Source organism: Marseilla massiliensis, assembly GCF_016899955.1.
GTDB lineage: Bacteria > Bacteroidota > Bacteroidia > Bacteroidales > Bacteroidaceae > Prevotella > Prevotella intestinigallinarum.
Window position 1 is genome coordinate 1 of the sequence record NZ_JACJJL010000055.1, and the last position, 3,958, is coordinate 3,958.

General features: G+C 65.3%; 2 protein-coding genes. Both read right to left on the reverse strand.

Features of this window, described 5'->3' with window-relative positions; genetic code table 11:
- Positions 1-279: 279 nt before the first annotated feature.
- The gene (locus H6B30_RS15565) at positions 280-2,334 is read right to left on the reverse strand and encodes a leucine-rich repeat protein (protein WP_205112184.1); all 2,055 of its coding nucleotides are present in this window, start codon (positions 2,332-2,334) and stop codon (positions 280-282) included.
- A gap of 92 nt (positions 2,335-2,426) precedes the next feature.
- Positions 2,427-3,770: a hypothetical protein gene (locus H6B30_RS15570; protein WP_205112185.1), complete on the reverse strand. Its 1,344-nt coding sequence runs from the start codon at positions 3,768-3,770 to the stop codon at positions 2,427-2,429.
- Between the last annotated feature and the right edge of the window lie 188 nt (positions 3,771-3,958).

Consider the following 3,958-nt stretch of genomic DNA (forward strand, 5'->3'; position numbering starts at 1 on the left):
AGATGTGTATAAGAGACAGCCGCCGCCCCGTGCCCCGGCCCGGCCCTGCGGCCAACCGCAGACGGCACCATGCGGCCCGCCCAGCAGGCACCTGCCGTATTGCATCCCGGCGGAGGCCGTCCGGCACCGCGAAACGGCCCGTACGGCAGCCCAGAACGGCACATGCAGCAAAAGGCCCTTGGCCGGGGCCCACAGAGCCGTTGGCAACGCGGACGGAAAAAAAGCGGGTGCGCCACTTGCGACGCACCCGCCATGGGGACCAGGCTGCCTGACGCCCCGTCAGCGCCTGACAATCCTGACAGACTGCTTCCGGGCGCCGTCGGTGTACACCAGCACATAGGCACCGGCCGGCAACGAGGCGAGGCTCCAGCTGCCGCTCACGGTGTGGCGGCCGGCCACGAGGGCCCCGGCGAGCGTGTATACGCCCACGTTGCCGATTGTGGACGACGTGCGGAGCGTGGTGCCGTCGAACGATAGCGCGGCGTCGCTGCCGGCTGCGTCCACACCGTCGGCCGTGGCGGCCTTGAGCGTGAGCCGGCTCCAGTTGGCGTCGGCGGCAAACAGCGGATAGGCGTCGCCGCTCACCGTCAGCGTGACGGCCTTCAGGTCGGCTATGCCTGAGAACATGCCCACATAGAACACCGGGACTGCCGTGCCGGCATATCTCGTCCAGTCGATGTCTGACAGCGAGGTGCAGTCGGCAAACGTGCCCGACGAAAACGTCACCTCGGCCGGAAGCACCACCTTGTACAGCGACGCGCACCCCGAAAACGCCCCCTGCATGCTGCTCATGCCGGTAAGGGCCGTGGCGGCCGAGAGGTCGGCAAGCCGCAGCGACGCGCATCCCGAGAAGGCGCTCTTGAGGCTTGTAAGCCCAGTGCAGCCGGAAAGGTCGATGGTGGCCAGCTTCTCGCAGTTCATGAACGCGCTGCTGCAGTTGGCGAAGTTGGCCGCCCCGCCGCCTTCGGGCATCACCACGGCCTCGAGCGCCTTGCAGTTTACGAAGGCTCCGTTTTTCGACAGGCTTCCCTGCACATACAGGTCGGTGCCCGGCTCAATAGCGGCTTGGCTCATGTCTATGCGACGCAGCGCCTTGTTGGTGGCCATGAAGCCCGACGTGCCCAGGGCCACGGCCAGTTCGCCGAATGCCGCCGTGTTCCACGTGCCGGTGAGCCTCACCACCTCGGCGTCGCGCAGGTTTGACGGTATGGCGGCGGCGTCGACGGTTATCTCTGTCTGTGAGCCCCCACCCGGCGTGGCCCCGCCCGGGCACGGTATCTCTATCGGTGACTTGTAGTAGCTGAGCTGCAGCCTGTCGTATTCGGTGCCGTCGCCCAGCTGGCCCCCGCGGTTGTTGCCCCAGCCATACATCTTGCCGTCGGCAGTGACCACCATCGAGTAGTTCTGCCCCGACGAGAGCACCGAGCAGACAATGCCCCCGGGCAGCAGCGGCTTCACCGGCACGAGCGAGAACGGCATGTCAGACGACGAGCCGCTGAGCAGCTTGCCCTTGCCGTCGCCCAGCCCGCCGTTGGCATTGCTGCCCAAGGCATACACCCGCGTTACGGTCCCGCCCTCGCCAATGGCGAATGTTGTTGTCTGCTCGCACCCCGACACCTGGGCCACCGGCCCGTCAAGCGTAGTGACGCGGGTGAGCACGCTGTATGCCGGCTCATACTCGCCGTCGGCGAGGGCCATGCCGAGCAGGTTTGAGTGGTTGTCGCCCGTGGCCCATAGCGAGCCGTCGGCCTTGACGGCATAGGTGCGGTTGTCGATGGCCTTGACGTATGCCCAGTCGTTGTCGGCGCCTATGCGCACGGGCTTCGGCCTGCTTTCCGTGTCGCCCGTGCCCAGCTGCCCGTTGTAGTTCTGCCCCCAGCCCCATAGCGAGCCGTCGGTCTTGAGCCCTATGGCGCTGTAGCCCCAGAAGCGGCTCGCCGCCACGTCGGCCCAGTCGCTGTCGGTGCCCACGCGCACGGGCTGCCGGTGGTCAACGCCGTCGCCCGTGCCCTGCACGCCGTTCTCCTGTGTGCCCACGGCCCATAGCGAGCCGTCGGCCTTGATGAAGAAAGCGTATGCCTTTCCGCCCACGGCCTTCTTCCAGTCGGCATCCTGCCCCACCATCTGCCACTCGGCTGTGCGCTCGGCCACCCCGGGCACGCCCAGCTGGCCTTTCTCGTTCCATCCGCAACTCCACAGCGTGCCGTCGTCGCGGATGGCATAGGTGGTGGCGTCGCCTGCATCTACATACTTCCACACATGGTTCTGTGCGGCCCCCGCAGCCGACAGGGCCAACAGCCCCGCCGACAGCAATGTACGTGTAATCCTTTTCATATTAATGACTGTTTTGGGTTGATTGATATTGCTTGAAAAAACGGTGCCATGCCCACCGTGGGCACCACCGGGCCGAATTGGCCACAATGGCCTCAGAGCACCACCTTGGCCACCGACGAGCCACCGCCGCGGCACACCACACGGAGCAGGTAGAGACCGCGGCGCGGGGCGTTGAGCGTGGCCCTACCGCCAACCATTGGCGCCACGGCCACCACGGCGCCCGAGAGGTCGGCCAGACGGGCCTCCACGCCGTCGGCGCGCTCTACGGCCAGCCTAAGCCCGTCGGCCTTGAAGCGGGTGGCCGGCGAGGCGGCGCCAACGGCATGGCCGATGCCGTTGTCTATCACTGGGCATATCATGAACGACGCGCCGAGTGGCGTGCCGAAATAGTTGACGGGTATGGTGTAGCCGTAGCCCTTGTAGCTCACAAACGAGTTGTGGGCCAGCAGGCCCGACGCCTGCTCCTCGGCCATGGACTGCCCGTCTACCTCGGTGAGCATGCGTATGTCGGCCTTCGACAGGTCGGAGCCAAACCCTTCGACGGTGACAAAGAACAGCGGCTTGTCCCATATCTGCAAAGGCCTGTCGAAGCGGAACTCGCCCACGGCGGCGCCACGGGCCGAGCACTCGCCGGGCCTGGCCTCGCGTATGTCGGCAACGGGCAGGTAGGCCACCTCGAGGGGCAGGCCGTTGAGCACCATGTTGCCGTCGGAACCCTCCGACGGGTACCACACCCGCAGCAGGAGTTGCTGCCCGGCCTCATACCTCGCAGGCTTGGCGACGAAGTAGACGTTGACGCCCGTGATGTGGGCCCCAGCCTGCGATGTCATGAACAGGTTGCCGTAGCCGTCCATGCCGGCGCTGTTGGTGCCGCCTATGCTGCCCGCCCCGCCACTGAGGGGATAGCTGCCCAGCCTGTAGGTCTCGCCCCACTTCCTGCAGTTGGCCGTGGTTATCTCTGCCACTCCGCCCACCAGCAGCTCGCCGTCGGCCCGGTACGACAACCGGCCACCGTCGGCGTCGTAGGCCACCAGCTCCGGGAACGGATAGGCGCCGGGGGCGGTGTATGTAGCGGCGGCGGCGCGGCCTACAGCTGTTTTCTCGGCCGTGCCCGGAAGGGTCCAGCTGAACCCCACCGCAACGGAGGGGCCCGGGCATTCGTACTTCACCTTCTTGCCCTGCGGGGCCCAAAGGAAATGCTTGCCGTTGACAAGGCTGTTGGGAGAAAGGTAGTTGCACACCGGGCTCTCGTCACGCGGATGGGTGCCCAGGCAACTCAGCCCATCGGGATAGTCGTATGAAAACACTACCGAGCCTTGGGCTTCACGGGGCTGGGCCAACTCTGATTGGACCGACACTTCCGGGGCGGCAGCCTGCGGAAGGGCGCCACCCCGGCGCTGGGCCAACTGACCGAAAACGGAAACCGAAACGGACATGGCCGCAAAAATGAGAATGTTCCTAATATCCGCAGATAATTTTTCGATTGTCTGATTTAGTCCTTGCTTATGACGATTCTGTCTGACTCTGGGCTTAGAAACGCTTGAGCTTGACTTGTATGCAGACACCTTCCCCTTACCCCGTAAGGTCGAGAGGCTTTGACCTAAGCATCAATGAAGAGTGTTAA

Coding starts and splice junctions, on each gene's coding strand:
- H6B30_RS15565 (WP_205112184.1), bottom strand. CDS start 2,334: ATGAAAAGGATTACACGTACATTGCTGTCGGCGGGGCTGTTGGCCCTG.
- H6B30_RS15570 (WP_205112185.1), bottom strand. CDS start 3,770: ATGTCCGTTTCGGTTTCCGTTTTCGGTCAGTTGGCCCAGCGCCGGGGT.